The sequence below is a fragment of the Bradyrhizobium sp. F1.13.3 genome (assembly GCF_040548265.1).
Taxonomy (GTDB): domain Bacteria; phylum Pseudomonadota; class Alphaproteobacteria; order Rhizobiales; family Xanthobacteraceae; genus Bradyrhizobium.
Window position 1 is genome coordinate 51,434 of sequence record NZ_JBEPRI010000028.1, and the last position, 25,469, is coordinate 76,902.

Sequence of the window (25,469 nt, forward strand, 5' to 3'; positions counted from 1 at the left end):
CTAATCGACCGGCGACTCAGCAAACTCTCGAAATCCGCGTTCTCGTAGCTTGCAGGCCGGGCATTCGCCACACCCGCGTCCCCACTCATGCACCGTCGCGATGTCTCCCTGATAGCAGGTCACGGTGCTCTTGCGAATGAGATCAACAAGGGGGGAGCCTCCCAATCGATGGGCAAGCATCCAAGTCTGCGCCTTGTTTATCCACATCAACGGCGTCTCGAGAACAAAGCGGGTTTCCATGCCGAGGTTGAGCGCAACTTGCAAGGCTTTGACCGTGTCGTCGCGACAGTCCGGATAGCCGGAGAAGTCGGTTTCGCACACTCCGGTCACAATGTGTTTTAGCCCTCGTCGGTAGGCGACGGCCGCGGCCAATGTCAGAAACAAGATGTTCCGCCCGGGAACAAAAGTGTTCGGCAGTCCGGATGCCTCCGCGATGATCTCGACGTCTCGCGTCAGTGCGGTCTCGCTAATCTCGCCGAGCACGGAAAGATCCAGAACGCGGTCGGTGCCAAGTTTCCTAGCCCAGGAGGGAAACATCGCTTCCAGTTCGTGGCGGAAATCGTCTCGTGCGTCTAGTTCGCTGCGATGGCGCTGGCGATAGTCGAAGGCGATCGTCTCTACGCGATCGAAGCGGTCAAGAGCCCAGGCCAGGCAAGTCGCCGAGTCCTGCCCCCCCGAAAAGAGCACCAAGGCAGCGTTGTCGGGCATCATGCGGCCTCCCGTTCGAACACGCTGCAGGCGCCGGCGTCGCTGTCCCGGCGGACGGTGACACGCCAAAGGCTGGGACAAATGGGCTTCACCTTACGCCAAATCCAGGCAGCCAGGTTTTCCATGGTGGCAGGCCCAAGATCATTGATCTCGTCTAGGAACCGATGATCCAAGCCATGACGTGCTTCCTCGAGACTTCTCTCGAACAGGGACAGGTCCATCAGCATCCCCGTGCTAGCGTCCGGTTGACCGCGTAGAACGACCTCGGCCCGATAGGAGTGTCCGTGGATCCTAAGGCTCGGCTCCACATCTACGGTGCGATGCAGGGTGTGCGCCGAGTCGAACCGGAATTCCTTGCTGAGTTCGTAGATCATCTGATGCTCATGTATTTGTGCGTTTGAAGCGAGAGTTTCCACTTCGGTCGTTCGAGACAGTAGGCGATCGCACCTGCCATGTTGGAGTCGCGGTGGGGACCGTCCATCGGTTGCAGCAGGAAGTGCTCAAAAGCGAGATTTTCAAAGGAGATGGGATCGACGTCCTGTTGTGGAAACACGAGTTTGAGCTCGTTCCCGGACTTCTGAACCAGTCTCGTCGTGCCCTTGGGACTCACCGTGATCCAATCGATGGGCAACTGCACTGGAAGCGTCCCGTTGGTCTCGATCGCAATCTCGAAAGCGGCCTCGTGCAAAGCGGACACGAGAGCGTCGTCGACCTGGAGGAGAGGCTCTCCGCCCGTTAGGACCACGAAACGCTTCCCGCCGACGCCGGCCCACATGCTCTCGATGGCATCGGCCAGCGCCGTGGCTCCATCGAAGCGGCCGCCGCCCAAACCGTCCGTTCCGACGAAGTCCGTGTCGCAGAAGTTGCACGCGGCACGGGCCCGGTCAGCTTCGCGTCCGCTCCACAGATTGCAGCCCGCGAACCGGCAGAACACTGCGGGCCGTCCTGCATGGCGCCCCTCGCCCTGCAGAGAGTAGAACATCTCTTTGACGGCGTAGCTCACGTCGTCACGCCGCCTTCACGGAACCGGCGAGGCGCCGCTTCAGCACCTGCGTGAGATACAGGGTAAGCTGGCGCACGTCTGCCGGTACGTTCTGCAGCCCGTTCCATCTGCGGCGCTCGCTGCCGAAGTCCCATTCGCCCGAACTCCACGCGGTCTTTCCTTTCAGTAATTTTAGGCCGCGGGCGAATTCGTCACGCGATTCTGCACCCGTCGCTCCGTTCAGGTAATCCATTACGTAGCCCAGCGCGATGATGCCTGTACCGTGAACCAGGCGTGAAGTCTTGGGCGTCTTGCCGATCCAGTCGTCTGCGAACACGTGCTGCACGGCATGATAGAATTCGCTCATCATGGTGACGCCGTGCTTGAGCAGCATCTGATCCTCGCTGGCGTAGAGCCGCAGGGCGCCGTCGCTTAGCGAGTTCATGATTACGCGCTGAAGAACGGTGTCCCGGATCGAGCCCTTGGGATTGGTCTGCTGCTTGATCATGCCCTTTAGCGAGGAGCCAGGGCGGTAGTTTAGCGCCTCTGTCACGAGAGCTGCCTGCGAACGACCGGACATGCGGGGCGGCAGATCGCCGACTTTCGGAAGAAGTTCGTAGACCAGCGCCTTCGGCAGAGGACGGGTATTGTTGACCAGAATGAACTGCTTCTGAAGCTCCTCTTCCGTTTCGCAAAGGAAACCGGACACCAGAACTTCGAAGCTGCGGCCGCGGAGTTCGGAGAGTGCGGTGAAGCGCTGCTGGCCATCGACGATCCAGCCGGGCGGGCCGTCGGCGGTGTCGACGATCAATTCGCGGCGCCGGTCGCCAGAGGATCCGCCTTTGAGCTTAGCGTTTCCCATGAATGCGACGACGATCGGATTCGGAAGAATTGCGCTCGGCTTCTCGAGATAGTCTCGGATCTCGCGGATGTGTCCCGCAATCTGGGGACGCTGGAACCCTTGCAGAGCACCGCCTTCGTCCCGGCCAGCGCGCTCGATGCGCGCAATCTTGGATATTTCGTCGGCTCGCGCCACGAAGGTGAAGACTTTGAAGTTTGGGCTCTGCAGCGGCGCGAGGGCGTCGAAATGGATATATCTCTGCTTGCTCATGCGAGCTCCTCGCGGAATTGGTTCAGATGGGTGTGAAATACGTGGAGATTGTGGATGCCGCGGCGCTTGTTGCGGTTCGAAGTTCGGAAGATCACGGCCTCGACGCCAGCTTCCCGGCAGACACGGCAGTCGCAACTCTCCCATGGCCGCTCGGAAAGAGTGCGCGAATAGACCTCGCGCTGCCGCAGGGCGGCCTGAGACCGTCTTGTCATCGACGGATCGGCGTCCCAATTGAGGGCTACCCAATACTCCATCACCGCATCAAGACATTCCTCGAGACCCGCTTTGCGTGCCGCGTAGTCGCGGACGCCTTCCAGCGCTGCGTTTTCCAGACGCTTGGCCAATTCCTGATTGAGACTGCCTTCGCAGGCCTTCTGTTTGAGCTTGTTGTTCTCGGTCGCCTGCGGGATGCGTATCGCGGTGTAGTAGGAAAGCTCACCGGAAGAGTTGCGGACCCAGTAATTCTTCTTGGCATCCTTGAATGCACGCAGCAGCGGAGACGTGGTATCGAAGCTGTACACCTTATTCCGCTCTAGGACCGCGAGCTCCTCGATCTTGCCGAAACCGAGCAGATGCAGACGAATGCGTGAGGGGATTGCGTCCCTCAAGGTGGAAAGAACCCGTTGGATCTGATCGATCTTGAGGGGTACGGTGCCTCCGATCGCAAGATAGCGATACCCCATCTTGACGAGCTTCAGCGCGGCGTCAGCCATGCTCTCAGCCGACCAGCCCTGGATGACACCCATCGGTGTGAAGTCCTTGCCGATCTTCTTGGATACCTTAAGAAATTCGACCGCGTTCTGCTGCGTGATTTCGAAGCGCTGCCGCACGTGTTGCGGCACATCGCGGAAGCGGCGTACGAGGCCCGCCTCGTCGAAATCGAAGATGACGTGGTCCGGAGAACAGCCGTGAGTAAAGCCGGCATCAGCGTAGAATTCGGCGGTATCGTCCGCGTGGTAGGGCGGCTCCGGAAGATTTCTGTAATTGAACGCTCCGCAATCGCCCACCAGCATGCTGTCTGGAAATTTGGCGAGCGGGTAGCGCAGGAATTTTCTCGCTCCCTCCCGCCTGAACCGCATCATCTGGGCTTCCGAATATTTTCCGGGAAACGCCGCGTCGCCCACGATCGCACGCGAGATCAGAATTCCGTCGTACGGAGCCTTCTCCAAGAACTCGTGCGGGTATTGATCGTCGCGATGGACCAGGCGGCCGAGGCCATTGCGGTCAGCAACGAAGTCGTACAGGGGATCAATGGTATCGATGCTGTCGGCAAATACAAAGCGCATCACGCAACCTTTGAGAATGCGTGAGCATGATCGAGACGGACCAAATATCCCGCGAGCATGCGGATATCCTTGCTAACGTTCTGAATCTCATTCCAGTCGCGTTGAAGCTCGTTCCAGCGACCCGAGGTCCAGCGGCACTGCGGAGCAAGCCGCGCGAGCGCCTCGGCCGCATGCCGACGCAAATCCGCGCCGGGCGCGGCGCGAGACATCACACGATCCATCAGTACGCTCATGGCGGCGATGCCTGCAGAATGCATCAACCGGCTCTCGGTCGCCGGCCGGCCCCACGCGTTAGGGAACACGTCTCGCACGGCGCACCAAAATCCGACGAGGAGACGGAACATAGCATCGACATCCGCCGGAGTGCCGCCGGACGCCCTATAGGGCGCCAAGGCGCCAAGCGCGCCGTTGATACTATTGCGGATCGCTTTCACCAGCGTGGTGTCCGTTACCACGGCTTCGGACGAGTCTTCGGATATCCGCTTGATCAGACCCTTGAACGGCGAGTTCTGCGATGTCTGTAGCAGATGCACCAGTTCGCTCGGAATCTTTCGCGCCGACAGATCGCGCGGAAATACGACGTCGTCCAGTTCGGGCAGCAATTCGTTGATAAGCCGAGGATCGAGCGGTCGCGCTTTATTGACCAGAATGAACTGTTCGCGATGCACCGATAGTTCTTCTGAGACGAACGCTACGACTGGCACCGGGAAGGATTTGTTCTGGGCCTGGGACAGCGCAATCGAGCGCTGTTGACCGTCGACGATCCAAGCGCATTTGGAGCCATCTCGCGGCATCGGAATTCGCAGCGTACCTGACTGACAAATCCGGGTGTCGCCCTCTGGACGCTCGCCACGCGATTGGATGAAGCGAGCTGACGGCGCTATGGCCAGGATGATCGCGTTGGGAAAGAGGACCGGGCCCTGATCCAAAAAATCTGTGATGGCTTGCACGTGGCTCCTGATCCCCCTGCGTTGAAAGCCGTGCAACGAGCCCTCGCTATCGCGATGGACGCGGCTGATCTCCGCGAACTTCAAGAGGTCCGCGCCCGCCATGAAGAAGGCATACACCGATTTGTCGGCTTGCCGGGTCCTAACCGCGCGTACCGCGAGCACCGGATCGTCGCTCTTCTTCGGGCGGGTCATCACATTCCCTTCTTTGCGGCGGCGATGCGGTACAGTCGCGCGAATCGGGACTGCTCGCAGGCAACCCCTTCCTCGTGGCGGAGAGCCGCGAGCATTCGCGCGGCGCCGGTCTGCATCCGCAACCGTCTCTTGATCACCGCGAGAATCTCCTCATCCGTCACTCGCGGACGCTGGACCAGCCGCGGCAACTTCAGATTCTTGAGCGAGGATCTCACCGCCGCAAAGTCGTCCTCGCGCCCCTTGCTCGGTTTTGTCGCCACGGACTTCACGAAATGGAGCATGGCGCGTTGCGCGAAATCCGTACGCGTGCCGGGAATGATTGCGTTGAGGCGTTCATCATAGGGAGCGATGGCCGCGTGCAAATTGACCGGCAATGCGGTCTCAAGCGAAGTGCCGAAGATCCTGAGCCTTTCGAGCATTCTCCGCGGCGCATTGGCGAGACTGGCGGCGACCATCTCCGCGTAGGGCCGTGACAACGCCGTGAGAATGCGCCCCGAGTTGCCGCCGGCGACATCACTCCATTCATCGGAATGAACGCCCGTCAAGAGGCTCGAAAACCACTCGGGGGGATCGAAGTCTCCGACGATCTTTCGAAGCACTGACTGTTCGTGCCGCGGCGAAATCGTCAATCCATATACGGGAATAGGCCGAGAGGCGGGCACGATGCCAAGGCCGGCCGAAAGAATGTAGAACCGGGCGGCTGAGAGATTGGCGGCTTCCTTTGCCAATCCGAATGCGCGACCCGCGTAGAAGGTCTCTGCAGCCCCCCACCTCGGGAGGCGGTCAACCTTGGTAATCCATTGCGTGGCGACAATCGGCTGATGGGCCCGTGACAGTGAAGAGGGGGTTGCGGCGCGAGTCGGCTTCACTGACTTGCGATGGGAGCAGGTTGTGATCACAACGGCGTTAGGTATTATGGAACCTTCAGTTTCCGAGCGGCTTTTTGCTCCGATTCGCATGAATAACTGTGCCCCCAGCAAGCCCGTAAATGGGCCGGTCGCATGACAGACGAAACCGGCGGACCCTTGTGCGGCAGAGGATAGAAGCTCAAACGGCCGCATGATTCGCAACATATTGTCTTTCTGGCAAGTTAGCTAGCCCGCCATCTTAGAAATTGCAAACTGCAATTTGCAGAAAGAGGAAGTGATCAACTGCAAAAAGACGGGACGCAGTTATTTGCAAAACCGGGCGCCAGGATCGGTGCCATCAACCCGTTTTCTGCGACAGGCGAGTTCATGGCCTGGGTCAACTGGGCCGAACTGTGCGGTGGCGGAACTTGCGGAAGGGTGCCATCCGAAAATGACCGAAAGCGGAGGCTGCTTCTGGAAACCAACGCGGTGCGGTTGCGATTCACTCCGCCGCGGCCTCAACGGCGCAATTTTCAACCCGAGGGGCCCTGCACAAACATGCCGACTCCTGGTCCCGAGGTGGACGGATCAGGTGCAAGAATGACTTGAATTTTAGGCGGTATGACGCCTGCTGGTTTGCGAAGCGGCGGCGTGCAACGATATATCGCTTCAGCATACAAATGACCTTAAGAAACGGTGGAACGATGATCAAAGGTACACCTCCGAGCGCGGCAGACTGGGATGCAGCATTTGACGAGTTGGTCCGCAAACTCCATGCATGGAAGATCCCTCCCACAGCGCTGGAGCGGGTCCACGACGGCGCAAAGGCCAGCTTAAGCGAGGTAAAGGCTCTCACCGAGTATGAAGACGGAAAGATATCCCGGCTGCTGACGATCATTGCCTTCTTGAGTGCCGTGGTGGGAGCGGTCTTCACCCGCTTTGCGACCGACTACCCTTGGCCGGGCTTTCAGGCGCCTGCCACGAACGTTTTATCGGCCCTGACCATCGCGGCATATCTGGCCTTCTTTGCATATGTTCTTGTGGTCACGGCTTCCGTCCTCTTCATCTTGGGCGCGGTGAAGCCGCGGTTCAAAGTGCCGAAGAGTTGGTCGAACTCGGCCCGTGAAGGTCTGCCACCGTCCATGTTGTTCTACGAACGCATCCTGGACGTCACTGCTCCGAATTGGGGCGAAGCTTTTATCAAGCTGGGGACGGACAAAGGGGATGATCTCAAGGCATACTACGCGCGGTGCTATATTGCGGAAAGTTATCTTGTCGCGGGAAAGGTAGCCGAGAAGCTGCGCCTTCTAAGTCCCGGAGTTGACGCCCTGCGCGTTGCAATGGGCATCCTGCTGCTGTTCTTCGTCTTATTCGGCGCAAACGTCATGCTCGTCGGTTCGCCACACGCTGTCAGCGGACCCCGGGCTACGATTGGGCCCATTTCGGATCCGACAGGATCACCCCAGGCACCGGCGGGGGTCTCCGCCGCGGTTACTACGCCGACGGCACCGGTTGCTGCGCCTTCGGCTACGCCCGCCGCGCCACAGGTGTCTCCGCCGGAGCCGCCAGCCGCACCGACTTTACAAAAGTGAGTCTCGTGGCAAACCGCGCTCATCTCTTTACCGATGCCGATAACACGCTTTGGGATACCGACGCGGTGTTCGCGGCTGCTCAACTGGAGATGTTACGCGATATGGAGCGGCGCACGGGCCACAACGCGCCAGACGACGAGGATCGAGGGCTCGCCTTCCTGCGTATTATCGATCAACGCATAGCTGCGGTTCATCCGGATCATCTGCGATATCCTCCGGCTCTGTTGGCGCAAGGCCTCGCCCTGGTGCTTGCGGGCAAGGATATCGCGGAGGTGGTCGAACATGTCACTCGCCCGGATGCCAAGATCGCCGGGGGATTTGCCCAGGTGCAAGGGCAATTTCTCGAATCGTTGAAGCGGATACCGCCTCTTCGGGAGGGGGTGCGAGCGGGCCTGAAGGCTATCTCGGCAGTTCATGTCCCTATAACCATAGTGACGGAGGAGCGGCCCGAGCGATGTCAATCGCTACTTGCCGAGCATGGACTTGATAGCCTGATCACTGAGGTGATTTCGGTACGCAAAAGCGTCGAGGTTTACCTCGAGCTGAAGCGAAAAGCGGGATGCGAACGGTGCTTTATGGTCGGGGACCAACTCGACCGCGATGTGCAATCGGCCGCGGTGGCCGGCTTTTTGGCATTTTATTTCCCGGGGGGCTTTCAGCCTTATTGGGTGACGAAAATGCATGCGAGCAGCATACGGCGGATCGCTCGCTTCGACGAAATTGTGGCAGAGGTCGTCACGAGCTGAGCCTGGCGGAGGAGGTCGGATAGACGCCTGCTTGAGGGACGGGCTCTCATAGCAACTGCGGCTCGCACGCCACAGCAGATCACCGGTGAACTCGCACGTTGCCGGCTGAGCAACTGAATCATAATCCGCAGTCCTTGCAGATCGCCGGCCCTCAATCGGGCACATCCTCCTCACGTTGGCTGGATTCGCCCGTTCGCGGCATCTCCCTTGATAAAGTAGGAAGAACGATGCGCGCCATGTCGAGTTTGCAGGCGAGTGCCTACAGACTGCAAACGTCAACCGGCGCTTGATCCCGAGTGCGATTGCAGGCCATTGGCGCTGTCGCCTGCTGTGCGACAGGTCCCGACATAGGCGCTTGCCTTGTAGAGAAGAAGAAGCCGGTAGGCCCGGCCTCTCTGGCATATGATCCTACGCCCGCTTCTTGGCCGCCTTTTTGGCTTTCTTTTTAGGGGCGTGCGGCCGATCATATTGCTCCGTTAGGTCTCCGGGATCGACCAGTGCGACGCGGTCGTACCACGGGCGGCCATAGCGTGCGTTCGAATCGATTGTCTTCAGCGCTTCAAGCAAAACGTCGCGCCCCGCGCCGGTATCGAGTTCTTTCTGTTGCCATTCGACCGTCCAGAACTCGAGCGGAATGCGCTTCAGAACGCGATCTACGGAACTGGCAAAAATCTCCTCGTTGGCAAAGTCCAGCGGCTGATCGGACATCCGCTGTGCTGCCTCAAGGCTATCTAGGACGTATATGGTCAGGACAATGATGGAGACTTTTTGCAAAAGATGACTGGGCTTGTCCGGCGTGTTCGCCCGCCAGGCGGGGCCGAACCGCTCTTTTATTCGCATCCAGATCGCGAGAAAGAAGTCGCGCTCCAGGTCTTCGATACCCAGCAACGTCGCTCTGTCCCGTGTCTCGGCCAAGGCGCTCTCGATTGCGTTCGGGGCGATATATCCGTGCTTGTTGGTCGGCCAGTCCAAAAGCCCCTTGAACGGGGGAATGCTATCTACGAACGTGTAGTCTTCGAATTTGGCATCCTTCATTCCCAACGTGACGCCCGCGCTCTGTACCAGCCGGTCGTTCAGCGTGTCCTTGTCGAAGGCGAGGTTGAGCGCCCTGATGTGATCTCTGGAAACACGCGTTGCGCTATTATTGATCACGACAAACTGGAACGCGCGTTCGGCATCGTCGCCACCGATGAAGGCAATCACGTTCAGTTGAAGCATGGCGCTGTGTTTTGCGACGCCAAAGGCGCGGTGCTGACCGTCAATGATGAGGCCCGGCTTGTCTGTGCCTTTCAGTGAAATGACGAGCTTGCCGCATTGCCCGCGGTCCTTCTTGTCTGCGTTCCCAGTGAAGCTGACGGCGTCAGCATCGAGCGCGACAACAACAGCAGTCGGAATGGTGTTACGTGGGTCTGCGTCGAGAAACTTCGCGACCTTGTTAACCTTCAGGTCTCGAAGAGGGCGCTGCGCTCCGGAGCGGTTGTCTGGCTTTAACCGATCAACATCAGCCCATTCAATGATCTCAGCCGCTGGCGCGTGAAACATAATGAACTTCGGGGAGTTCTTTGTTCCTCGTTGCGAGTAGCTGAGAGCGAAATAATCAAATGTCTTGGCTTTTGACGGATTCTTCATCCGGCTTTCCTCACTTCGTCGAATAATTCGAAATAGACCCGATGTCGTCCATCTTTGATGTCGAGATTGGGAAACAGCGGGGCAAGCCGCAGCGCCGCTTCCTTCAGCGAACAACGACCACCGCCACGCTCTCCGGAAGCTTCCAACATCAGTTTGGCCATCGCCAATGATAAGCGTAGTTGGACGTCGGGATTGATTTTCGGGTCATGTCTATAATCGGTGGATTGTACCGGCCCCCAAGCCCAGGTTATGGAATTCGCGCGTTTGGTGTTGCAGTCGTTGCAGGCAGCTATGAGGTTTTCCTCAATCGACTCGCCGCCCAGGCTCAAAGGCCACAAGTGCTCCACAGTTGGTCTACAATGCTGTGGCCCAGTCTTCGTCAGCTTGATTCCACATAGATAGCATCGTGACGTCTCATGTTTGATGTCCTTGGCGATGGAAGGCGGTGCGGCTTTTGCCTCGGAGCTGATGATTGCGGTCTGCTTGAGCAATTCACAAAAACGGCGATCGGACGAAAGGCTGCGCGGTACGTAGTCACGTCTGCCCAGTTGTTTGCCGTACTCAGCCGGCGCAAGATGACCGATATCCGGCTGCAGATAGACCGCCGCCCGCACGCACCGGATGAACGTTTCAATGGTCGCATGAAGCTTCGCAAACTCCTGGAACGATCGCCCGCTCACAAGAAAGTCCAGCGTTACGCCCTGAGATGCATCGACGCTCACATGGCGACCTAGGGCCTCGTAAATATGTAGAAATGCACGCTCGCCGTAAGTCGTGGGCCGCCAGAGCATTGACTTTGCACCTCCTCGAAGTGGCCGGTTGAGCTTTGCATCGATCTGAAGGGCCCAACATCATGGCCCGGGTTATGTGTCCTCCCCGAGTCGGCAGCCTTGTACGTTATGCAAGCACGAGTAGTAAAGCGAGATCAGCCGTGAAATGCCCCGATCCTTAATGACTTCACAAGTGTTTGGCCCCTGTGAGGTGCTCGGCTCGTGCGGCATGAGAGCGGCAGTTGCTGCTTTGCTTGTCGCGAAGGCTCTGGGCAGGGCCGCGGGGGCCTTACCCGCTCATGCCTTCCCGCGCCGTGGAGGGCAGCAGATTGAGCGCAGGTTGAGTGCAGCGGGAAGACAATTGCCGGGATGATCAGCCAATCACGCCTTCTACGGCTTGGGTTCAACTGATGTTGACGGTGGACAAGCGACATGTTCGCGCACCCCAGGCGCGGCAACCACTTTATCTTCAAGCCTCATGGTCGGATGACGTGAGCTGCTGATCTGGCGACTGGCATGCCCCTGGCAGGCTTGGTATTGCAGGCCGTAGCTATCCGGAAATGGATCCGGCTAGGCTTATGACGCTTGTTCGCGTTAGCTGCCGCGATCGCCTTCACGTGGCTCTGGAGGGCCGGTATATCCGTGAGCACTGGGGCGAGATTGACGCGCTTTGCCGGCTGGCACAGCCTCCCATTCAGCCCCATCGGCGAAACCATAAAGAGCGAGGGTCTCTGGAGGTTTATGAGTTCACTTGGTTCTGCGCTCGCTTCGAAGGACGCTGGCTGCGCGGCACGGACTTCATTTTCACGAGCGGCCGGAGAACCTGTCCGATTGAAGCCGCTCGAGAATTGGGCTGAAATCCCGTCCGCATGGTTTGCGGTAGCTACAAGGTCACTGGAAATGCGTCGAACCGCTGTCGCATTGATTCTCGCCATTATGTCGAGCGTGGCGCTGGCCGATGATTTTGTCGGACACGCCAGCGTGATCGACGGCGACACGCTGGACATGCATGGCGTGCGCATCCGGCTTTGGGGCATCGATGCACCGGAGAGCAGCCAGCTGTGCCGCGGCGAAGACAGCTTACAATCTCGGTGCGGTGCGCAGGCCGCAAACGACCTTGATGCCTTTATTGCCCGCCGTTCCGTCAATTGTGTCCCAGTCAGCCTCGACCCATATGGCCGCACGGTCGCGACCTGCTCGGTCGAGGGTAGGGATCTCGGTGAATGGCTTGTACGCAACGGCCTTGCGCTGGATTGGCCTCACTACTCGAAGGGCAGATATCACGAAGCTGAGCGCGAGGCTGAGCGCACCGGCCAGGGTCTCTCGAAGGGCAGCTACGTGGAGCCGTGGCTCTATCGTGCATGCATCCGCGCACGTGGAAGGCCTTCCGCCTGTTCGGACGATGCAAATGCCCATCCTTGAAGCGATCCCCGCGAGGCGCCAATCCACACGTGGCGTTGGCCAATCACCGCATTTGGGCAGGTGGCTCTGGCGTGGTTTGGGCGACTCACGTTACTCATCGTTCCCAGTCACCTCACTGTACAATGGGAATGAAATGGTTGCTGCCACCCGTGAATTGCCGGCCTCTGGTTACGCGCTCGAAGTGGACGGCCGGCTCAAAGCTGAATTTACAACCAGAGACGGCGCCCAAGCAGGTGGCGAAGAACTGAAGAAACGTTTTCCGATGCTTCAGATCAGGATCTATGACGCGCAGACGCATGCGCGGGAGGAAATTTAGACCTTCAAATCTTGGCGGGGTGTTCGCTTGTGCGCGTGCAGCTGCCGCCGCACCGGGCTCTCGTAAACCGAGCCGCTTTGCGTCTCGGCCGCGCGGCGTCGATCCCTCGCGCAAGAGCTGCGGAGCTCCTCGCCGGGGGCACTCGGAAAAGGGGCTCGCCTGCGGCGACCGCTATCACTGCCCCGTTCCCGGGTGCCGCTATTGAACCGGTCTCGTCGCTGCACTCGGACCCGCGTGCCCCTTCGGGTCGCTATGCTCACGCTCTCCGGGTGCCATTTTCCCTTGAGGCGATGCGCCCCTGGCGCACGCCTGGTCGGGCCTGCGGCCCCACGTAGCTCAACGCAATTCCCAGGAACACCCGATGGAAGGCGGGCTGCGTCGCTGCGTCGCAGATTTCGCATTCTGAGAGGTAGGGGCGAGAGTCAGAGTGCCGGCCGGGTTTTACCGTGACGGGTTACAGGCTGCGAGAGAGGCTCGCGGTCCCCGTCGCGGAGATCCGCGATGTCCAGACATTATCCTCGGGCGCGCACCGGTGAGGACCGGACAAGCCTTTATGACGACATCACCAACAAGATCATCGCCGAGCTGGAGGCTGGCCGAGTGCCGTGGGTGCAGCCTTGGGGTACCGCGGCGGCGAAGGCGCCTTTGGCCATGCCGAAAAGCGCCGCGAGCGGCCGTCAATATAGCGGCATCAATGTTCTGATTCTCTGGGGAGCAGCCACTGAGCGCGCATTCACAGGTCAGAGCTGGCTTACATTCCGTCAGGCGCTGTCGCTCGGTGGTCACGTCCGCAAGGGCGAGCACGGCACCACCGTGGTCCACGCCGATCGGTTTGTGCCGGCCGAGGAAAAGCGCCGCGCGAGTGAGAACGGTGAGGAAGCGCAGCCCATTCCGTTCCTCAAGCGCTTTACCGTCTTTAACTGTGATCAATGCGACGGCTTGCCTCCAGAGATCGCGACGACGGCGCCGCCTCCGCCGCCAGGCCTGATCGAGCCGCAGGTCGAATACCTGATCAGGGCGACCGGCATCGACTTCCGCATCGGCGGTAACCGCGCCTTTTATGCGCCGGCCGAAGATTATGTGCAGGTGCCGCCTCCGCAAGCCTATTTCGAACCGACCAATTGGCATCGAACGGCCCTGCATGAATTGGCACATGCCAGCGGCCATCCTGCGCGTCTCAACCGTGACCTTTCAGGCGCCTACGGTACCAGGAAGTATGCCTTCGAGGAGCTCATCGCGGAGATATCGTCGGCGTTCAGTTGCGCTTCGCTCGGCATCGTGCCGACGGTGCGGCACGCCGACTACATCGGCTCCTGGCTTGACGTGTTGCGAGAGGATAGTCGCGCGATCGTGCGGGCTGCTTCGCAGGCCAGCAAGGTTGCGGATTATCTCCTTGGCTTCCTGCCGGAAGTGACTGTCGGCATGACAACCGAGAGAGCGGACCAGGAAGCGGCGTGAGTTTCTCACCTGTTGCCTCGAACAAGAGAGTGAGAGGGGAGCGGCGCTTTTCGCGACGGGTTGGAGGCCGAGAGAGAGGCTCTCGGCTGCCTGTCGTGGAGAATCAATATGACGAAGGCTGTGCAAAAGATCACGCTATCCCCCTCACGCGACATTCCGTTCAACAAGCTGGTCCTCAGCCAGTCCAACGTCCGGCATGTGAAGGCGGGCATTTCTATCGAGCAACTCGCTGAAAGCATCGCGCAGCGCACGCTGCTGCAAAGTCTCAATGTGCGGGCGGTTGTGGACACCGAAGGCAATGACACCGGCATGTTCGAGGTGCCCGCCGGAGGCCGGCGCTATCGTGCGCTGGAATTTCTGGTGAAGCAGAAGCGCATGGCAAGCACGCAAGCCGTTCCTTGTATCGTGCGCGAAGGGGGCATCGCTGAAGACGATTCGCTAGCAGAGAATGACGAGCGGGTAGGGCTACACCCGCTCGATCAGTTCCGGGCATTCCAGACCTTGAGTGGCGCCGGATTATCCGACGAGGATATCGCGGCCCGGCACTTCGTGTCCCCGGCCGTCGTGAAGCAACGCCTCCGGTTGGCGTCGGTGTCGCCAAAGCTCCACGACGTCTATGCCGAAGACGGCATGACACTCGAGCAGCTCATGGCCTTCTCTGTTACAGCCGACCACGCCAGGCAGGAGCAGGTCTGGGAGAACGTCAGCCGGTCCGGCTATGATGAGCCCTATCAGATCCGGCGAATGCTCACGGAAAATACCGTGCGCGCGTCCGATCGCCGCGTTCAGTTCGTTGGGCTGGATGCTTACGAGCAGGCTGGTGGCGGCGTTTTGCGGGATCTGTTCGAGCACGATGATGGCAGGTGGCTCCAGGACGTTGCTTTGCTCGACCGTCTGGTGACAGAAAAGCTCAAAGCCGAAGCCGAGACGATTGCAGCCGAAGGCTGGAAGTGGATTTCGCTCGCCGTCGAATTCCCCTACGGCCACACCGGGGGCCTGCGCGAAATCGAGGGCAAACCTGTCGATCTCTCCCCGGAGGAGCGGGCCACCATCGACGCACTCAACGCCGAGCAAACCAGGCTTGAATCCGATTATCAGAATGCCGACGAGTTGCCCGACGAGATCGATCAGCGTCTCGGCGAAATCGAGACGGCCCTGATCGCGTTCGAGGACCGGCCCATGATTTACGATCCGGCCGAGATCGCCCGCGCTGGCGTCTTCGTCAGCATCGATTCCGAAGGGCGCCTCTCGGTGGATCGGGGTTACGTCCGGCCGGAGGACGATTTGTCGGCAGCCGATCCCGATGTCGGGCAGGGCGCCGACACCCCGTCGATCGAGGGGAAAACGGCTGGTCCTTCCGTCCAGCGCACGGTCATCGCGGTGGCTGGCGGCGCTACTGATACGGAAGAAGATGATGAGGACGCGACCAAACCTCTGCCGGATCGGCTGATCACGGAGCTGACGGCGCATCGCACACTGGCATTGCGGGATGCGCTGGCAGAACATCCGGCGATTGCGTTCCAGGCGGTGCTGCACAACTTCGTGCTGACGGCCTTCTACCGGTTCGCATCGTCCGGGAGCTGCCTCGAGATTGATCTTCGCACGCCGGCCTTTCCGGCTCAAGCGCCTGGCTTGAGGGAAAGCGCGTCCGCGAAGGCCGTCGAGGCGCGGCATGAGTCCTGGAAAGCAAGGTTGCCGGATAGCGAGAACGATCTTTGGAATGCCCTCACGGCCCTCGATGGCGGTGCGCAGGCATCCCTGTTCGCTCACTGCGCCTCGTTTGCGATCAACGCCGTCTATGAGCCGGCCACCCGCTACAATCAGGGCCGTGTCTCCGCCCACGGCGTCCGCACCCGACTCGACCAGGCGGATGTGCTGGCCCGCGCAGTCGGCCTCCACATGGTTCAGGCTGGCTGGAGACCGACCGTCGACAATTATCTCGGCCGGGTCACCAAGCCTCGCATTCTGGAGGCGGTGCGGGAAGCGCGAGGCGAATCTTCCGCGCAATTGATCGACCACCTCAAGAAGGCCGACATGGCCAAGGAGGCCGAGCGTCTTCTCGATGGCTCGGGCTGGTTGCCGGAGCCGCTGCGTCTCGTCGATCCCGATGCGGCGTCAGGGGAGCAGGAGAGTGAAGCGGGCCCGCTGCCCGAATTTCTCGGTGAGGACGAGGATCGGGACAACGCGAGCGACGATGATCCGCAACAGCTCGACGCGGCTGAGTGACATCTAGAACGGGATAGCTCCCGTCGTTCCACAATTGCTTGGGGACCGGTGTGCAGCGCCGGTCCCCATTCTTTTGGGCGAGGGCTGAGAGGGAGAGCGGGGCCGGGAAGGGTTTGAGCTGTCGGGTCTTAAGGAGAGCGCCTGATGGTTCGACCCATTCCTGCTCTCCGAAAGAACCCGGTCATGACCGAATCTCTCGCCGGCGGCGCCGCCGCGCTCTCGATGCGTGCCGCTGCAACTCTCACCTGCGCCGCCGTCAGGGCCGCGCGACAGCTCGTGATTGATCTCGAGCGCGGCCGTCGCATCGATGCCGCTGTCCTGCGCGGCGCCATGGAAGCTGCCTTCGGCGCTTCCGACGCCACTGGCGCCTGGAACTGGAAGACCGCCTATGATGTCTGCGAGGCGGCAACCGTTCTGTTCCTTCGCAAGTTTGGCCCGGCTCTCCGGACCAAGGCTGGGTCAACGGCCGCGATGCTGCCGATGCTCGCGAAAATCGCACGCTGTCTGCCGACCCATACGCGGCGCTCCGAGGATAGCCAGGCCCTTCAACAATTCTCCACACCGATCCCGCTGGGGCTTGCTGCATGCACCGCGGCCGGCATCACGCCGTCCGACAGGGTTCTGGAGCCGTCCGCGGGGACCGGCTTGCTCGCCATCTTTGCCGAGTTCGCCGGCGGCGCCTTGGTACTGAACGAGCTGGCCGAGACCCGCGCGGCCTTGCTCCACCAACTGTTCGCCAACGTTACGGTCACCCGATTCGACGCCGCCCAGATCGATGATCACCTCGATGCGGGTGTCGTACCGAGCGTTGTCCTGATGAACCCTCCGTTCTCGGCGTTGGCGAACGTCGATCGGCGGATGGCGGACGCGGCTCTCCGGCATATCGCATCAGCCTTGGCGCGGCTTTGCGACGGCGGGCGTCTCGTCGCCATTACCGGCGCCAGCCTTGCGCCGGACAATCCGGCATGGCGAGATGCCTTCGTTCGCCTCCAGCAATGCGGGCGCGTGGTGTTTTCTGCCGCCATCGACGGCGTGGTCTACGCGAAACACGGAACGCAGACCGACACAAGGCTGCTCGTGATCGACAAGCAGCCCGCCGCAGACCCGAAGGTCTTTGGCGCTTCACTGGGCATCGCGAGCGATGTCGCCACCTTGCTCGGCTGGGTGATCCAGCATGTGCCGCCGAGGTTGCCCATCGCCACCCCTGTCGTGGTCGACGTCATCAGGCGCCCTGCGACGTCGCGGCCGACCGGCGCCTTTGCACCACGACCATCGTCGACTTCGGGAGATGGCGCGACCGAGGGCGTCGAACTCACCTACGAGACGGTCGGATGGACGCCGTCCGAAGGCGCTCGACTGACTGACGCGCTTTATGAGGAATACGGGCTGCAGGCGATCCGTATTCCGGACACGCATGCGCATCCGACCAAACTCGTGCAGTCCGCCGCGATGGCCTCAGTCGCGCCCCCGCAGCCGTCTTACCGGCCACATCTGCCGGCCAATGTCGCGGCGCATGGCATCCTGTCCGACGCCCAGCTTGAGAGCATCATCTATGCCGGCGAGGCGCATTCCGAGTTTCTTGCGGGCTCCTGGACGGTGGATGCGACCTTTGATGTTGTCGCGGCCGCACGGGACGATGCGAAGAATGCTGTCCGTTTTCGCCGCGGCTGGTTTTTGGGCGACGGCACCGGCGCTGGCAAGGGGCGGCAGGTCGCCGGCATCCTGCTCGATAACTGGCTGAAGGGCCGCCGCCGTGCCGTCTGGATCAGCAAATCCGACAAGCTGATCGAAGACGCGCAGCGCGACTGGTCCGCGCTCGGCATGGAGCGGCTGCTCGTGACGCCGCTGTCACGTTTCCGGCAGGGCACACCGATCCGGCTCGCGGAAGGCGTCCTATTCACCACCTACGCTACGCTGCGCACCGACGAGCGCGGCGAAAAGCTTTCGCGCGTTCGGCAGATCGTCGAATGGTTGGGCTCCGACTTCAACGGAGTGATCGTCTTCGACGAGAGCCACGCGATGCAGAACGCGGCAGGCCAGAAGGGCGAGCGTGGCGAGCAGGCGGCCTCCCAGCAGGGGCGTGCGGGGCTCAGGCTCCAGCACGCCTTGCCGAATGCCCGCATCGTCTACGTCTCGGCGACGGGCGCCACGACCGTCCACAATCTCGCCTACGCCCAGCGGCTGGGCTTATGGGGCGGCGCCGACTTCCCGTTCGCCACCCGTGCCGAGTTCGTCGAAGCGATCGAGGAGGGTGGCGTCGCGGCGATGGAGGTGCTCGCGCGCGACCTTAAGGCGCTCGGTCTCTACGCGGCGCGCTCGCTCTCTTACGAGGGCGTCGCGTACGAGCTCATCGAGCACCAGCTCACGCCAGAGCAGGTTCGCATCTATGACGCCTATGCCGGCGTGTTCAGCGTCATCCATAACAATCTCGATGCCGCGATGCGGGCCACCAACATCACGGGCGAGACCGGCACGCTGAACAGCCAGGCCAAATCGGCCGCGCGGTCTGCCTTCGAAAGTGCCAAGCAGCGCTTCTTTGGCCACCTCCTGACTTCGATGAAGACGCCGTCGCTGATCCGATCGATCGAACATGATCTTGAGGCTGGACACGCCGCGGTCATCCAGATTGTCTCGACGGGCGAAGCGCTGATGGAGCGCCGGCTCGCCGAGATCCCGACCGAGGAGTGGGGCGACGTCCAGGTCGACATCACCCCGCGCGAGTATGTCCTCGACTATCTCGCCCATTCCTTTCCGCTCCAGCTCTACGAGCCCTTCACCGACTCGGAAGGTAACCTCTGCTCGCGGCCTGTCTATCGTGACGGCCAGCCGGTCGAGAGCCGGGAGGCCGTCGCTCGCCGCGACCGCCTCATCGAGAAGCTTGCCTCGCTGCCGCCGGTGCCTGGGGCGCTGGACCAGGTGGTCCAGAGTTTCGGTACCGATATGGTCGCCGAGGTCACAGGCCGCTCGCGCCGCATCGTTCGCAAAGGAGACCGTCTGGTCGTTGAAAACCGGGCCGCTTCCGCCAACCTCGCCGAGACGTCGGCCTTCATGGATGACGTCAAGCGGATCCTCGTGTTCTCCGACGCGGGCGGCACGGGGAGGAGCTACCATGCCGAGCTATCGGCACGGAATCGCCGCCTGCGCGTCCACTATTTGCTCGAGCCCGGCTGGAAGGCAGACGCTGCGATCCAGGGGCTCGGCCGCACCAACCGGACCAACCAGGCGCAGCCGCCGCTGTTTCGCCCCATCGCGACTGACGTGAAGGCGGAAAAACGCTTCTTGAGCACCATCGCCCGCCGGCTCGACACGTTGGGAGCGATCACGCGCGGTCAGCGCCAGACCGGAGGGCAGGGCCTGTTCCGGCCGGAGGACAATCTGGAGAGCCAGTACGGGCGTGATGCGTTGCGTCAGCTCTACACGCTGGTGGCGCGCGGCAAGGTCGAGGGCTGCTCGCTGGAGCGGTTTGAGGATGCGACCGGCCTGAAGCTGACGGATGCCAATGGACTCCGGGATGACCTGCCGCCGATCACGACATTCCTGAACCGGTTGCTGGCGCTCACGATCGATCTTCAGAACATCTTGTTCACCGTCTTCGAGCAGCTATTGACCGCCCGGATCGAAGGGGCGGTCGCATCGGGCAGCTATGACGTCGGGCTGGAAACGCTCCGCGCCGAGAGTTTTGTCGTCACCGACCGGCGCACAATCTATACCCATCCCGGCACTAGCGCCGAGACCCGGCTTCTCACGATCACCCAGCGCCAGCGCAATCATCCTGTGAGCCTGGATGACGCTCTCGGTCGTCTTTCCGATCTTCGTGCTGTCTTGATGATCAATGAGCGCTCGGGCCGTGCCGCCGTACAGGTCGCAGCTCCGAGCTTCATGCTTGATGATGGCGAGATCGAGCGGCGCGTCCGCCTGATCCGCCCCATGGAGCAGCATAGCGTTCCCTTGAAGATGATGGCGGAAAGCCATTGGGGCCAAGCGGACCGTGAACGCTTCGCCGCGGCCTGGCTGGCGGAACTTGCCGACGTACCCGAGTTCACGGAAAGCACGATCCACATAGTGGCCGGCTTGCTGCTGCCGATCTGGAAACGTCTGCCGAACGAGTCGACCCGGGTCTATCGGCTGCAGACCGACGCGGGCGAGCGCATCATCGGTCGCAAGGTCTCGGCGACCTGGGTCGCGAACGTCCTCGCGGCGGATGCGCCGGTGTTGACGCCGGACGCTGCCTTTGCCGCGCTCATGCAGGGACGGACCGTCCTCGAACTTGCGGAGGGGCTCCAGCTTCGCCGAGTCCGGGTGATGGGCGCACACCGTATCGAACTCTCGGGCTTCATCGACACGATGCGCGATCGCTTGCGGGCTTACGGCCTCTTCGGGGAGATCATCTCCTGGAAGCTGCGCATGTTCGTGCCGACGGACGCAAGCGGCGTCGAAATCCTGTCGAAGGTGCTCGACAGCTATCCGGTTGCGCGCATCGGTGAGCGGGAGGCCGCGTGATGTCCCGCGGTGCTTCCGAACTGGCACGCCGCCTCGCGCGCGAGGCGGAGGCGGTTTGCCGACACTATCTCTCCAATGGCAAGCGGGCGGGACGTTACTGGGTGGTCGGCGACGTCCACAACACGCCGGGCCGCTCGTTGTTCGTGCGGCTCCAGGAATCGCCAAAAGGGCCAGCCGGCAAGTGGACAGATGCCGCAACCGGCGAGCATGGTGATCTCCTCGACATCATCCGCGAAAGTCTGGCCTTGCGAGACTTTCGCGAGGTCGCCGAGGAGGCGAGGCGCTTTCTCAAGCTCCCTCGTGCTCAGCACCAAACGGCCCTGCAACCTGTTCGTTCCCTAGTGCCGATCGGATCGCGGCAAGCGGCCCGTCGGCTCTTTGCGATATCCAGCCCGATCCAGGGGACCATTGCCGAGGCATATTTGCAGAGCCGCGGCATAGCCCGCGTGCACCATGGTGGCAGTCTGCGTTTCCATCCGCGCTGCTACTATCGGCCCGATGAATACCTGCCGACCGAGACCTGGCCGGCGATGATCGCCTGCGTCACGGACCTCGAAGGCAGGATCACCGGCGTGCACCGCACCTGGCTCGATCCGGACGGCTTTGATCGCATTCGGCTTGGCAAAGCTCCGATCGATACGCCACGACGCGCCATGGGCGATCTGCTCGGCAACGCGGTTCGCTTCGGCGTGGTGGACGATGTGCTCGCTGCCGGCGAGGGTCTCGAAACTATGCTTTCGTTGCGTTACGTGCTGCCGAGCATGCCGATGGCGGCTGCCCTATCGGCCAATCACCTCTCGGCCATGTTGCTGCCGTCTGGCCTGCGTCGGCTCTATATCGCCCGCGACGCCGATGCCGCTGGCGATGCGGTGCAGGCTATTCTCAGCCAGCGCGCAGCAGACGCCGGCATTGAAGCGATCGCGCTGTCGCCGCGGCTGGGCGACTTCAACGAAGATCTGCACATCTTTGGGCTCGAGGCCCTCCGAGCAGAGTTGCGGCTCCAACTCGCACCAGAGGATGTCGTCCGCTTCCTGCATTTCTCGACGCTAGCCGCGGAATAAACGGGTGCTTTGGTTTCCGTCGACAAGTCGGTCGCGGTGAGGCCATTGTCGGAAGAGGACGCGACCTCGGCCTTCTAGAGGGCGATCGGACGGCAAGCGGCCCGGGCCGGCAATGGCTGCGTCCGGCTATTTTCCGCCGCGCGCCAGCGATGTGAAGACACATCATGCGTTTGGCAGCGCGCTTTGCATCGCGAAGCAAAATAGCCGGCCTCCGCCATCCTCCGCTGCCGCTGCGGCCCTTTCGGGTTCTGGCCCGTTCCTCCTGCCGTCAGAGGATCGCCACGAAGGCCGCGATGGTCGCGGCCGATCCGGCAAAGGACCTCTTCCCATGACCGACCATGACGACATCGAACCGCCGCATGCCTCTTCCCCAACCGACCACGTCCTCATCGAATTTCAGCTCTTCGGCCATCGTCCCTTCGACGACCAGCCCGATCCAAGACCACTCCCCGAGGGCAAGATCATCGCCGGCGCCGTGTTCGATATCTTTGACGCCCTTGTTGCGACCCTGAACGACACGCGGCTTGAACCGGACCTTGACGATTTGCTCTGGTCGACCGTCAACCTGTTCCATCGGGCCCTCGACCGCATCGAGCGCCACCTCGACGACAACGAGCAGGCTCAGCACAAGAGCCAGCGCGAGCAGAACGGCTCCGAAGTGCGATCGGTCGAACTCGAGCGCCTGACGGCCGAAGGGATCACGCTGATCGAGCGCCGCAACTGCCTGGAGCTCTTCCGCGACCAGGCCATCGAGCGATTTGAGGTCCACACCGGCTCGGCCTGGCGTCCTCGGTCTGGATCATTGGTCAATCACCGAATGCTCACCGCGGCAATGATCGACTCCCGTGACTTCATCGCAGCAAAACGCCGCGCCGAGACTGAGGTCATGTTGCCGCCGGGGCCGAAGATCGCACTCACTGGCGGGCTCGATTTCAAGGACCATCATCTGATCTGGGATCGGCTCGACAAGGTTCATGCCAAGCATCCCGACATGGTCCTGCTACATGGCGGCTCCCCGAAGGGCGCTGAACTGATCGCCTCGAAATGGGCGACCAATCGCAAGGTGCCTCAGATCGCCTTCAAGCCCGACTGGACGAAGCATGTCAAGGCAGCGCCCTTCAAGCGCAACGACGCCATGCTCGAACTCCTGCCGATCGGCGTCATGCACTTCCCAGGCACAGGGATACAGGACAACCTCGCCGATAAGGCGAAGCGCCTCGGCATCCCGGTTTGGAGGTTCGGCGCCGCGTGAGCGCCGTCGGACTCGACATCGAGACAACCGAGCCGGAGTTGCACGCCGCAACTCCGCCTCGTTTCGATTTTACCTCCGAAACTGCGCCGTGGTGGTGGTGGAAGGCGCGACTGGTACATCTGTGTACAGGGAGCCACCATGCTCGCCCTTGGGCTTGTTCTCAATCAACACACTCGGCATCGGCTTGTTCTGCTGGGCGATCTTTGCGCTGGCAGTGTATGCCTTGCCGTTTTTTGTCGCGCTTAATGTCGGGATGTTGGCATTTCGTGATGGCGCCGGCGTCTTCGGCGCACTGCTGATCGGAATTGCTTCTGGCGCGCTGACGCTTGCCGCTGGTCAGGTCGCCGTCGCCGTCAGTCGGTCCTTGACCTTGCGCGTCGCGGTCGCAGCCGCATTCGCGGTCCCTAGGGCAATCGCTGGCTATCATGTGGTGTTTGCCTTGTCGCAGATCGGAGTGCCTTCGCTGGCCTGGCGCGAGGCCTTCGCTTGCGGTGGTGCGGTTTGCATCGGCGGCACGGCATGGACGCGCTTGACCGTGTTTGCGGAGACCCGCCCGTTGGAGTCGGGCCGGGTGGTGGAGAATATATCTCGATCAGTTCTCACAGCCACCACGCATGAGCGATGACGCTTCGTTGCCATCGTCGGTCGAGCAAGGTCGCACAGGGCGGCACGTTGAACAGGGGATACGTCGAGCTTGAGCGAGAGGTAGCCGCGCTTCTCCTGGGAGCGCTTTAAGCAAGCCATACCAATTTCTGTCTGGCCCACATAGCTGCGGTGGAGCGGCGCGCCACGCTCGATCATGCCATCCGGGACGATACCGCCCTTTGCGGCAGATTGTTTCTCTTTTTGCGCCGAACCGTACCGGCCTCTGTTCAGCACAACCGACATTCGCCAAGTCTTCTCCCTAAGATTGCGGTTCAGCACGCAGACCACGTGGCCTCTTTGATGGCTTGATCTGGCCGAAGACCGGCTGCGCCTCGATCGTCTGAGCCGCAACGCCGATGCGACTTTCTTCCCCTGGGCTTCGCCCATTCCTCGCGAGACAAGAAAGTCGCCACAACGACGTCCTCCGCTGCGCTGCGGCCCGCGAGCGGGTGCGTCGCCGATCGTCTTCGGCCTCTAGATCGCCATCGAGGCCGCGGTGGTCGCGGGCTCGAAACACACAACAGGAGAAGAGACATGGCTAACATCGGTTCCTTCAAGAAGGTCGGCAACGATTTCCAGGGCGAGATCATCACCCTGAGCCTGCAGGCCAAGGGCGTGCGCATCGTCGCCGAGACCAACCGCTCCAACGACAACGCTCCCAGCCACCGCATCTATGTGGGCCGGGCGGAGATCGGAGCAGCGTGGTCGAAGCGCTCCGATGAGGGACGCGACTACCTCTCGCTCAAGCTCGACGACCCCTCGTTCAACGCGCCGATCTACGCGAACCTGTTCGATGAGGAAGGCGGCGAAGGCTACACCTTGCTCTGGTCGCGCCCCCGCAAGAACGGCGAGTAAGATCGCTCCACCAAGCCCCGCCCGGTCAGCCGGGCGGGGCTTCCTAAACTCCTACCCGCGCATCGACCGACAGGCCGTTGCGCCATTGTGCTAGGTTTGATTGCTGCGCAGCTGACGGGCAACTACATTTGATGAGAGGCCGGCGCGTCATCTCTGAGGCGCGATTTGCGAAGGTGCCGGTCTCGTTTGGCCGAATCAACTCTTGCGGCCTGATTACTTTCGCTTGGCAGGCTTCGATCGCTCGTTTCGCGCCTCTTCGTCCGGGAGGACGAGATCAACGTGGCTAATGCCCAACGTGCTGGCGAGTTCAAACAAGGTTACTACGGTTGGATTGCGGCGCCCACGTTCCAGGTCACTGATATACTGTTGGGTGAAACCGGACTTTTCGGCGAATTTCTCCTGCGTGAAGCGCTTCTGCTTCCGCAGTCTTGCGAAATTTCGGCCGACCAGCTTGCGCATGTCCATTTGCGCAAATTGCGTCTTTACATACTATGAGGTTTATCTCCTATAGTATGTATTTCTCGGTCCTCGCTGGCCGGCCGGCCCGGAATGGGGCTAAAATTGGACGCTAAAACAATTTCGGCCGTTCAGAGAGGTTAGAATCATTCGCTGTTTGCTGGGATGGTCATGACGAAGCCGCAGCTAGATCCTGATGTCGCCGATGTCGCGCCGCATGAGCCGGTGCTGACGACCTATGATGAGCAGCACCTCGTGACGTATTGGCGACTTCTTGATGCCGAAGCCGATGGCGCGGACTGGAAAGAAGTGACCCGGATCGTGTTGCACATCGATCCCGATCGTGAACCGGATCGCGCTCGCAATGCGTTTGATAGTCATCTGGCCCGCGCAAAATGGATGGCAGACCACGGCTACCGCGACTTGCTTCGCGGCGGCGCGCCTAAATAGCAAAATCTGTCATG

At 61.2% G+C, this 25,469-nt stretch carries 23 protein-coding genes; 11 read left to right on the plus strand and 12 right to left on the minus strand.

Going from position 1 to position 25,469, the window contains the following annotated elements; genetic code table 11:
- Genes queC through ABIB66_RS40555 form a run of 7 tightly spaced genes read right to left on the minus strand, consistent with a single transcriptional unit; the run spans position 1 to position 6,302 of the window.
- Complete coding sequence (gene queC / locus ABIB66_RS40525; protein WP_085394565.1) at positions 1-711, minus strand: 7-cyano-7-deazaguanine synthase QueC; 711 nt, start codon at positions 709-711, stop codon at positions 1-3.
- Positions 708-1,082, minus strand: coding sequence for a 6-pyruvoyl trahydropterin synthase family protein (locus ABIB66_RS40530; protein WP_162496278.1), 375 nt, complete (start codon positions 1,080-1,082; stop codon positions 708-710). Before ABIB66_RS40530 ends, queC begins: the two co-directional genes overlap by 4 nt.
- The gene (gene queE, locus ABIB66_RS40535; RefSeq protein ID WP_354259372.1) at positions 1,079-1,711 is read right to left on the minus strand and encodes a 7-carboxy-7-deazaguanine synthase; all 633 of its coding nucleotides are present in this window, start codon (positions 1,709-1,711) and stop codon (positions 1,079-1,081) included. The genes ABIB66_RS40530 and queE overlap by 4 nt, the downstream gene beginning before the upstream one ends.
- A gap of 4 nt (positions 1,712-1,715) precedes the next feature.
- The gene (gene dbpB / locus ABIB66_RS40540; RefSeq protein WP_354259375.1) at positions 1,716-2,801 is read right to left on the minus strand and encodes a DGQHR domain-containing protein DpdB; all 1,086 of its coding nucleotides are present in this window, start codon (positions 2,799-2,801) and stop codon (positions 1,716-1,718) included.
- Positions 2,798-4,087, minus strand: a complete 1,290-nt coding sequence (dpdA, locus tag ABIB66_RS40545) for a tRNA-guanine transglycosylase DpdA (RefSeq protein WP_354259378.1) — start codon at positions 4,085-4,087, stop codon at positions 2,798-2,800. Before dpdA ends, dbpB (ABIB66_RS40540) begins: the two co-directional genes overlap by 4 nt.
- A complete protein-coding gene (gene dbpB, locus ABIB66_RS40550) occupies positions 4,087-5,229 on the minus strand; it encodes a DGQHR domain-containing protein DpdB (protein ID WP_354259381.1) in 1,143 nt (380 codons plus the stop codon). Before dbpB (ABIB66_RS40550) ends, dpdA begins: the two co-directional genes overlap by 1 nt.
- Positions 5,229-6,302 (minus strand): hypothetical protein, encoded by a 1,074-nt coding sequence (locus ABIB66_RS40555; protein WP_354259384.1) that lies wholly within the window; start codon positions 6,300-6,302, stop codon positions 5,229-5,231. Before ABIB66_RS40555 ends, dbpB (ABIB66_RS40550) begins: the two co-directional genes overlap by 1 nt.
- A gap of 479 nt (positions 6,303-6,781) precedes the next feature.
- Between ABIB66_RS40555 and ABIB66_RS40560 the strand changes: the two genes are divergently transcribed.
- Complete coding sequence (locus ABIB66_RS40560; protein WP_354259387.1) at positions 6,782-7,669, plus strand: Pycsar system effector family protein; 888 nt, start codon at positions 6,782-6,784, stop codon at positions 7,667-7,669.
- A gap of 5 nt (positions 7,670-7,674) precedes the next feature.
- Positions 7,675-8,415, plus strand: coding sequence for an HAD family hydrolase (locus tag ABIB66_RS40565; protein ID WP_354259390.1), 741 nt, complete (start codon positions 7,675-7,677; stop codon positions 8,413-8,415).
- Positions 8,416-8,823: 408 nt separating this feature from the next.
- Here ABIB66_RS40565 and ABIB66_RS40570 read toward each other — a convergent pair whose 3' ends face one another.
- Positions 8,824-10,044 carry a DGQHR domain-containing protein gene (locus tag ABIB66_RS40570; protein WP_354259393.1) on the minus strand — a complete coding sequence of 407 codons (1,221 nt, stop codon included), beginning with the start codon at positions 10,042-10,044 and terminating at the stop codon, positions 8,824-8,826.
- Entirely contained in the window at positions 10,041-10,835 is a 795-nt protein-coding gene (locus ABIB66_RS40575) for an HNH endonuclease (RefSeq protein WP_354259396.1), read from the minus strand. The genes ABIB66_RS40570 and ABIB66_RS40575 overlap by 4 nt, the downstream gene beginning before the upstream one ends.
- Before the next feature lie 879 nt (positions 10,836-11,714).
- Here ABIB66_RS40575 and ABIB66_RS40580 point away from each other — a divergent pair.
- From ABIB66_RS40580 to ABIB66_RS40610, 7 genes are all read left to right on the plus strand, one after another.
- Positions 11,715-12,236 carry a thermonuclease family protein gene (locus ABIB66_RS40580; RefSeq protein WP_354259430.1) on the plus strand — a complete coding sequence of 174 codons (522 nt, stop codon included), beginning with the start codon at positions 11,715-11,717 and terminating at the stop codon, positions 12,234-12,236.
- A 133-nt stretch (positions 12,237-12,369) separates the two neighbouring features.
- Positions 12,370-12,552: a hypothetical protein gene (locus tag ABIB66_RS40585; RefSeq protein ID WP_354259399.1), complete on the plus strand. Its 183-nt coding sequence runs from the start codon at positions 12,370-12,372 to the stop codon at positions 12,550-12,552.
- 501 nt (positions 12,553-13,053) lie between these two features.
- Positions 13,054-14,010 carry an ArdC family protein gene (locus ABIB66_RS40590; RefSeq protein ID WP_354259402.1) on the plus strand — a complete coding sequence of 319 codons (957 nt, stop codon included), beginning with the start codon at positions 13,054-13,056 and terminating at the stop codon, positions 14,008-14,010.
- A 108-nt stretch (positions 14,011-14,118) separates the two neighbouring features.
- Complete coding sequence (locus tag ABIB66_RS40595) at positions 14,119-16,236, plus strand: ParB/RepB/Spo0J family partition protein (RefSeq protein ID WP_354259405.1); 2,118 nt, start codon at positions 14,119-14,121, stop codon at positions 16,234-16,236.
- A 183-nt stretch (positions 16,237-16,419) separates the two neighbouring features.
- A complete protein-coding gene (locus ABIB66_RS40600; RefSeq protein WP_354259408.1) occupies positions 16,420-20,736 on the plus strand; it encodes a strawberry notch-like NTP hydrolase domain-containing protein in 4,317 nt (1,438 codons plus the stop codon).
- Positions 20,736-21,797 carry a DUF7146 domain-containing protein gene (locus tag ABIB66_RS40605; protein WP_354259411.1) on the plus strand — a complete coding sequence of 354 codons (1,062 nt, stop codon included), beginning with the start codon at positions 20,736-20,738 and terminating at the stop codon, positions 21,795-21,797. Before ABIB66_RS40600 ends, ABIB66_RS40605 begins: the two co-directional genes overlap by 1 nt.
- A 328-nt stretch (positions 21,798-22,125) precedes the next feature.
- Positions 22,126-23,049 (plus strand): DUF2493 domain-containing protein, encoded by a 924-nt coding sequence (locus ABIB66_RS40610; protein ID WP_354259415.1) that lies wholly within the window; start codon positions 22,126-22,128, stop codon positions 23,047-23,049.
- Between the two features lie 160 nt (positions 23,050-23,209).
- Here the strand turns inward: ABIB66_RS40610 and ABIB66_RS43760 are convergent, their stop codons facing one another.
- Together ABIB66_RS43760 and ABIB66_RS43765 are read right to left on the minus strand one after the other, a co-directional pair.
- Entirely contained in the window at positions 23,210-23,476 is a 267-nt protein-coding gene (locus ABIB66_RS43760) for a hypothetical protein (RefSeq protein WP_502918361.1), read from the minus strand.
- Complete coding sequence (locus ABIB66_RS43765; protein WP_502918362.1) at positions 23,473-23,937, minus strand: hypothetical protein; 465 nt, start codon at positions 23,935-23,937, stop codon at positions 23,473-23,475. The genes ABIB66_RS43760 and ABIB66_RS43765 overlap by 4 nt, the downstream gene beginning before the upstream one ends.
- 291 nt (positions 23,938-24,228) lie before the next feature.
- Between ABIB66_RS43765 and ABIB66_RS40625 the strand changes: the two genes are divergently transcribed.
- Positions 24,229-24,549 (plus strand): DUF736 domain-containing protein, encoded by a 321-nt coding sequence (locus ABIB66_RS40625; protein WP_354259421.1) that lies wholly within the window; start codon positions 24,229-24,231, stop codon positions 24,547-24,549.
- A 213-nt stretch (positions 24,550-24,762) separates the two neighbouring features.
- Here the strand turns inward: ABIB66_RS40625 and ABIB66_RS40630 are convergent, their stop codons facing one another.
- The gene (locus tag ABIB66_RS40630; protein WP_085394349.1) at positions 24,763-25,014 is read right to left on the minus strand and encodes a helix-turn-helix domain-containing protein; all 252 of its coding nucleotides are present in this window, start codon (positions 25,012-25,014) and stop codon (positions 24,763-24,765) included.
- Positions 25,015-25,176: 162 nt separating this feature from the next.
- On the opposite strand from ABIB66_RS40630, the gene ABIB66_RS40635 reads away from it, so the two are divergent.
- Positions 25,177-25,455 (plus strand): DNA -binding domain-containing protein, encoded by a 279-nt coding sequence (locus ABIB66_RS40635; protein WP_085394386.1) that lies wholly within the window; start codon positions 25,177-25,179, stop codon positions 25,453-25,455.
- The last annotated feature ends 14 nt before the right edge of the window (positions 25,456-25,469 follow it).

What these genes read in the sequence shown, in the direction of transcription:
- queC (WP_085394565.1), bottom strand. Translation starts at nt 711, where the DNA reads ATGATGCCCGACAACGCTGCCTTGGTGCTCTTTTCGGGGGGGCAGGAC.
- ABIB66_RS40570 (WP_354259393.1), bottom strand. Translation starts at nt 10,044, where the DNA reads ATGAAGAATCCGTCAAAAGCCAAGACATTTGATTATTTCGCTCTCAGC.
- ABIB66_RS40595 (WP_354259405.1), top strand. Translation starts at nt 14,119, where the DNA reads ATGACGAAGGCTGTGCAAAAGATCACGCTATCCCCCTCACGCGACATT.
- ABIB66_RS40530 (WP_162496278.1), bottom strand. Translation starts at nt 1,082, where the DNA reads ATGATCTACGAACTCAGCAAGGAATTCCGGTTCGACTCGGCGCACACC.
- ABIB66_RS40590 (WP_354259402.1), top strand. Translation starts at nt 13,054, where the DNA reads ATGTCCAGACATTATCCTCGGGCGCGCACCGGTGAGGACCGGACAAGC.
- ABIB66_RS40580 (WP_354259430.1), top strand. Translation starts at nt 11,715, where the DNA reads ATGCGTCGAACCGCTGTCGCATTGATTCTCGCCATTATGTCGAGCGTG.
- ABIB66_RS40575 (WP_354259396.1), bottom strand. Translation starts at nt 10,835, where the DNA reads ATGCTCTGGCGGCCCACGACTTACGGCGAGCGTGCATTTCTACATATT.
- ABIB66_RS40555 (WP_354259384.1), bottom strand. Translation starts at nt 6,302, where the DNA reads ATGTTGCGAATCATGCGGCCGTTTGAGCTTCTATCCTCTGCCGCACAA.
- ABIB66_RS40625 (WP_354259421.1), top strand. Translation starts at nt 24,229, where the DNA reads ATGGCTAACATCGGTTCCTTCAAGAAGGTCGGCAACGATTTCCAGGGC.
- ABIB66_RS40585 (WP_354259399.1), top strand. Translation starts at nt 12,370, where the DNA reads ATGGTTGCTGCCACCCGTGAATTGCCGGCCTCTGGTTACGCGCTCGAA.
- ABIB66_RS40600 (WP_354259408.1), top strand. Translation starts at nt 16,420, where the DNA reads ATGACCGAATCTCTCGCCGGCGGCGCCGCCGCGCTCTCGATGCGTGCC.
- dbpB (WP_354259375.1), bottom strand. Translation starts at nt 2,801, where the DNA reads ATGAGCAAGCAGAGATATATCCATTTCGACGCCCTCGCGCCGCTGCAG.
- ABIB66_RS40560 (WP_354259387.1), top strand. Translation starts at nt 6,782, where the DNA reads ATGATCAAAGGTACACCTCCGAGCGCGGCAGACTGGGATGCAGCATTT.
- ABIB66_RS40635 (WP_085394386.1), top strand. Translation starts at nt 25,177, where the DNA reads ATGACGAAGCCGCAGCTAGATCCTGATGTCGCCGATGTCGCGCCGCAT.
- ABIB66_RS43760 (WP_502918361.1), bottom strand. Translation starts at nt 23,476, where the DNA reads ATGATAGCCAGCGATTGCCCTAGGGACCGCGAATGCGGCTGCGACCGC.
- ABIB66_RS40610 (WP_354259415.1), top strand. Translation starts at nt 22,126, where the DNA reads ATGACCGACCATGACGACATCGAACCGCCGCATGCCTCTTCCCCAACC.
- ABIB66_RS43765 (WP_502918362.1), bottom strand. Translation starts at nt 23,937, where the DNA reads ATGTCGGTTGTGCTGAACAGAGGCCGGTACGGTTCGGCGCAAAAAGAG.
- dbpB (WP_354259381.1), bottom strand. Translation starts at nt 5,229, where the DNA reads ATGACCCGCCCGAAGAAGAGCGACGATCCGGTGCTCGCGGTACGCGCG.
- dpdA (WP_354259378.1), bottom strand. Translation starts at nt 4,087, where the DNA reads ATGCGCTTTGTATTTGCCGACAGCATCGATACCATTGATCCCCTGTAC.
- ABIB66_RS40630 (WP_085394349.1), bottom strand. Translation starts at nt 25,014, where the DNA reads ATGGACATGCGCAAGCTGGTCGGCCGAAATTTCGCAAGACTGCGGAAG.
- ABIB66_RS40605 (WP_354259411.1), top strand. Translation starts at nt 20,736, where the DNA reads ATGTCCCGCGGTGCTTCCGAACTGGCACGCCGCCTCGCGCGCGAGGCG.